Below are 4876 nucleotides of genomic sequence, written 5' to 3' on the forward strand. Positions count from 1 at the left end.
GGTCGAACTGCTTTCACGCGAGGGCGAGATCGCGATCGCCAAGCGGATCGAGGCCGGTCGCGACACGATGATCCTGGGGCTGTGCGAAAGCCCGATCACCTTCAACGCGATCATCGACTGGTCGACCGCGCTCAACGAAGGCACGATGCAGCTGCGCGAGATCGTCGATCTCGATGCGATGCTATCGAAGGGGCCGTCGGCGGAACAGGTCGAGGGTGCCGAGGACGATAATGGCGAAATCAGCGAGGCCGCCGCCGGCCCGTCGTTCAAGGAGGAGGAAGAGCCCGAAGAGGCGTCCGCCGACGAGGACGACGACATGACCGAGCGTCGTGCCCCCCGCCCCGCCGACGATGACGACGAGGACAATACGCTCAGCCTCGCGCAGATGGAGGAGACGCTCAAGCCGCAGGCGCTGGAGAAGTTCGCCAATATCACCGCCATCTACCGCAAATTCTCCAAGATGCAGGAGACGCGCCTGGATGCGATGGCCGCGGGTAGCGAACTGTCGTCGGCGGAAGAGCGCAAGTATCAGAAGCTGCGCGAGGAACTGACCGCCGAGGTGGAAAGCGTGCAGTTCCACCAGAGCAAGATCGAATATCTCGTCGATCAATTGTACAGCTACAACCGCCGGCTGACCGCGCTGGGCGGGCAGATGCTGCGGCTGGCCGAGCGGCACAAGGTGAGCCGCAAGGATTTCCTCGACCGCTATATGGGTCATGAGCTGGACGAGGGCTTCCTCGAGTCGATCAACGGCGTCGACAAGAAGTGGACCGCGTTCGCCACTAACGAGGCCGCCGCGGTCGATCGTATCCGCACCGAGATCAGCGAGATCAGCCAGCAGACCGGCATGGCGTTGGCCGAATTCCGACGCATCGTGAACATGGTGCAGAAGGGCGAGCGCGAGGCGCGGATCGCCAAGAAGGAGATGGTCGAGGCGAATCTGCGGCTCGTCATCTCGATCGCCAAGAAATACACCAATCGCGGGCTGCAGTTCCTGGATCTGATCCAGGAGGGCAATATCGGCCTGATGAAGGCGGTCGACAAGTTCGAGTATCGTCGCGGTTACAAGTTCAGCACCTATGCGACGTGGTGGATCCGGCAGGCGATCACCCGCTCGATCGCGGACCAGGCACGCACGATCCGCATTCCGGTGCATATGATCGAGACGATCAACAAGCTGGTCCGCACCAGCCGCCAGTTCCTGCACGAACAGGGCCGCGAGCCGACTCCGGAGGAAATGGCTGAGCGCCTTTCCATGCCGCTGGAGAAGGTGCGCAAGGTGATGAAGATCGCGAAGGAGCCGATCAGCCTCGAAACGCCGATCGGCGACGAAGAGGATTCGCACCTCGGCGACTTCATCGAGGACAAGAATGCGGTGATCCCGGTCGATGCGGCGATCCAGGCGAATCTGAAGGAGACGGTCACCCGCGTTCTCGCGTCGCTCACCCCGCGTGAGGAGCGCGTGCTGCGGATGCGTTTCGGCATCGGTATGAACACCGATCACACGCTGGAAGAGGTCGGCCAGCAGTTCAGCGTGACCCGCGAACGTATCCGGCAGATCGAGGCCAAGGCGTTGCGCAAGCTGAAGCACCCGTCGCGCAGCCGCAAGATGCGCAGCTTCCTCGACCAATAAGGGAGTGGCCGATCGGCGATGACGGGGCCGCCCGTCACGCTGCCGGCGGTCGGGCCCCTCGCCTGCCGCAGGCGCCGAAGGGACGGGATCGCGGTGCCCGCGCGGCAATCTTTTCCTCGTTTCGGCACCGCGACGATCGCCACGTAAACCCCACCTTTACACCATCCCCCTATGTTCCCGGTTTCGGGCTGCCGACGATCGTCAGCCCGCCATTTCCATCGGCGAACAAGGGGCGCAACGTGGCAGTCATCGAGGGCGACAGCGTCTCAACCGTCAGCAACGCCGCCGCCACGATCCTGGCGCTGGTGGCGGCGGACGGCACGTGCGGTTCCCCCTATGCGCGCGCGCTGCGCCACCCGGCGACGCCGCTGCGCGATCAAGCCGACGCCGTGCACGCGCTATGCATCGTCCACGGCACGCTGCCGGGAGTGATCGATCATGTGCTCGCCGGCGCGGCCGATCCGCAGGCGCAGGACTGGCTGATATCCGCGGCGGCCGCGATGGCGGGAGAGCGCGTCACGCTGGCTCGATTGACCGCCGCGGTCGGCCCGCTTCCCTCCACGCCGCATCAGGCGGCGTCCGAAGCCGCGATCATCGGGCAGTGCCATGCGTTGGAAATGCTGTCGCAGTCCGATCGGCGCGGATGCGCGACCGGCACCGCGATCGCGTTCGTGCTGGATTGGGCGGCTGTACGCGACGTCCTCGATGCATGCGCCCGGCGCCTCGGGCTGGACGTGGCGCTGCCGTTTACCCCGGTGGCGGCGGACGCGAGGCGCTTCCTGTCGACCGTGGCGACGACGCCCTCGTCGGACCGGGCGATGGCGTTCGGCGCTCAGCAGATGCTCGCGCAGCATCGCGGCCTGTGGCAATTGCTGGAGGCGCGGGCCACCGCCCGCGATGGCGCGCGTGGGGCGATCACCCGCGCCTTCCCCGGGCCGTTGCGCTCCGTCGCCTGAGAAACTTGCGCGCCCCCTCTACTTGCCGCTACACCATACCCGATATTCGAGACGATGACGGGGTAAGGTATGCAGCGGTTCGAGGGCACGCAGAGCTATGTCGCGACCGACGACCTGAAGGTCGCGGTCAATGCCGCGGTGACGCTCCGCCGGCCCTTGCTGGTGAAGGGCGAGCCCGGCACCGGCAAGACGGTGCTTGCCTATGAGATCGCCAAGGCGGTCGGCGCCGACCTGATCGAATGGAACATCAAGTCGACCACCAAGGCCCAGCAGGGTCTGTACGAATATGATGCGGTTGCGCGGCTGCGCGACGGTCAGCTTGGCGACGAGCGGGTCCACGACATCGCCAATTACATTCGCAAGGGCAAATTGTGGGAAGCGTTCCAGCATAAAACCCCGCCGGTGCTGCTGATTGACGAGATCGACAAGGCGGATATCGAGTTTCCGAACGATCTACTGCAAGAACTGGATCGGATGGAATTCCACGTTTACGAAACAAAGGAAACCATCCGCGCCGACGAGCGCCCGATCGTCGTTATCACCTCCAATAACGAAAAAGAATTGCCGGACGCCTTCCTGCGCCGTTGCTTCTTCCACTATATCAAATTCCCTGATCGTGACACGATGCAGGCGATCATCGACGTGCACTTTCCGGGCATCCAGAAGCTGCTGGTGTCGCGCGCGCTTGATATCTTTTACGATGTTCGCGACGTGCCGGGACTCAAGAAGAAGCCGTCGACCAGTGAGTTGCTCGACTGGCTGAAGCTGCTGCTGCACGAGGACATGCCCCTGGAGGTGCTGCAGAATCGCGATCCCAGCAAGGCCATCCCGCCGCTGCACGGTGCCTTGTTGAAGAACGAGCAGGACGTGATGCTGTTCGAACGGCTTGCCTTCATGGCGCGACGGCAGGGTCAGAAATAGGCCTTTCGGCAGCCACCCCAGCGCGACGATAGCGAAACCTCCGGACTGGTTCTTAATGTTAAATTAATCATGCTATGACGCGGCCATTGTTGCGCGTAGGGCCTGCCTATGATCGAAAGCGGTTCGTTGACGCCCGGCGTCTTTGTTGAGCGCTTCGAACTGCCACCGCACACCGCGCTGCGCGTGGAACTGCCGGCCGCGCCGCTGGCGGGGCTGGTCCGTAGTTATCACGTCCTTGATTCCGATCCCGTGCGGCATGGCGACGAATATCCGTGGCTGCTACCCACCTGGCCCGCGATCCGGTTCATCCTGACGCCACACCCGATCGCGCTGTCGATCGGTACGCGGCGCTATGATCCGATGCCGCGCGCGGCGCTGTACGGCAATGCCAGCAAGGCGATGCGAATGACGACGCACGGCGGCGTCACGGTCGGCATCGATCTGACCCCGCTCGGTTGGTCGCGTCTGTTCCGCGTCCGCGCCGATCTGTTTCGCGACCGGGTGGTCCCGCTGGAAACGATGTTGCCGCATGGCTGGGTGAACAATGTCTTCGGCCGGTTGCTGTCATCGAACCAATCGACCCAGGTAAAACCGATCCTTGACGAGCTGCTCCTGGCGATCATGCCGCCCCCCGGCCTAGATGATGCGATGATCGTCGCGATCCAGCGGTTCATTGCCGAAGACGGGACGGCGCCTGATCTCGGCGCGGCGGCGGCGGCGCTGGGGCTGACGCCGGCCGCGCTACGACGGCTCTCGATCAGGCATTTCGGCTTCCCGCCAAAGACCTTGCTGATCCGAACGCGCTTCATCCGGTCGCTGGTGAGGATGCTGCTGGCGGGGGAGCGCGCCGATTATACCGTGATGGCCCCGTCCTATTTCGATGTCTCGCATTTCATACGGGATGCCAATCGCTTCCTGGGGATGACGCCGCGCCGCTTCCTGCAATATGACCATCGCTACCTGATCGCGTGCCTGCGCGCGGATCAGGAAGTGCGGCGGGCTGCACGCGCGCAATCAGGCGAGTCGCGGCGTTACCCGGCGACGCGGCCCGAAAGCGCGCCCCTCCTGCCCTGATCATCCCGCCCGCCCCGGCCATCGTGCGTCAAGGGCAATTCGTCTGTTAATCCGTTAAATTAACCATAACCAACAATGGCTTACTTACGCCCCCGGGGTAGGCCAGTCGGGTGATGTTGCGTAGCTTTTCCGCGTTGCTGGCGATGACGGCGCGGGTGGCGGCCTTGTCCAGGCCGGCGCACGCGCGCTCGCTGCTCGACTATGTCGGGCAATGCGTGCCCTTCGCGCGACAGGCATCGGGCATCCAGATCTACGGTGATGCCTGGACGTGGTGGGATCAGGCGGACGGTCG

Annotated in this window: 4 protein-coding genes and 1 pseudogene; all 5 read left to right on the forward strand. The window is 64.0% G+C overall.

The window, feature by feature from the left end:
* On the forward strand, positions 1-1633 hold a 1633-nt coding region (rpoD, locus tag ACFDTG_RS16105), incomplete at its 5' end, for an RNA polymerase sigma factor RpoD (RefSeq protein ID WP_375291957.1).
* A gap of 239 nt (positions 1634-1872) precedes the next feature.
* Entirely contained in the window at positions 1873-2589 is a 717-nt protein-coding gene (locus ACFDTG_RS16110; RefSeq protein WP_375251066.1) for a hypothetical protein, read from the forward strand.
* A gap of 69 nt (positions 2590-2658) precedes the next feature.
* Complete coding sequence (locus tag ACFDTG_RS16115; protein WP_375251065.1) at positions 2659-3510, forward strand: AAA family ATPase; 852 nt, start codon at positions 2659-2661, stop codon at positions 3508-3510.
* 108 nt (positions 3511-3618) lie between these two features.
* A complete protein-coding gene (locus tag ACFDTG_RS16120) occupies positions 3619-4584 on the forward strand; it encodes a helix-turn-helix domain-containing protein (protein WP_375251064.1) in 966 nt (321 codons plus the stop codon).
* 143 nt (positions 4585-4727) lie between these two features.
* Positions 4728-4876 (forward strand): annotated as a pseudogene (locus ACFDTG_RS16125) (CHAP domain-containing protein); the annotation flags it as partial.

The sequence above is a fragment of the Qipengyuania sp. genome (assembly GCF_042095715.1).
In the GTDB taxonomy this organism is placed as follows: domain Bacteria; phylum Pseudomonadota; class Alphaproteobacteria; order Sphingomonadales; family Sphingomonadaceae; genus Qipengyuania.